The sequence below is a fragment of the Halomonas sp. SIMBA_159 genome, assembly GCF_046536035.1.
In the GTDB taxonomy this organism is placed as follows: domain Bacteria; phylum Pseudomonadota; class Gammaproteobacteria; order Pseudomonadales; family Halomonadaceae; genus Vreelandella; species Vreelandella venusta_A.
Map to the genome: position 1 here is coordinate 1 of NZ_JAWJBT010000294.1, position 302 is coordinate 302.

Annotated in this window: 1 protein-coding gene; it reads left to right on the forward strand. The window is 57.3% G+C overall.

What is annotated here, in order from left to right:
• The coding region (locus tag R0J87_RS19355) for a TRAP transporter large permease subunit (RefSeq protein WP_498888273.1) at nucleotides 1–302 on the forward strand (302 nt) is incomplete at both ends.

The window sequence follows — 302 nt, forward strand, 5'->3', positions numbered from 1 at the left end:
GTTACGGAAGCCTCTGCGCTGGGTGTGGTCGGCATTATGATCAGCGCTGTGATCCGGCGCGAAATGAGCTGGAACATGCTCAAAGACAGTGCCATTGCGACCATGCGTACCTGCGGCATGATCATGTGGATCGGCATCGGCGCCAGTGCGCTGGTCGGTGTGTACAACCTGATGGGCGGCATTGATTTCGTTGAAGAAACCATTCTGGCCTTCAGTGGCGGCAGTGCCACCATGACCCTGCTGATCATGATGGTGATCCTGCTGGTACTGGGTATGTTCCTGGACTGGGTCGGGGTTGCGCT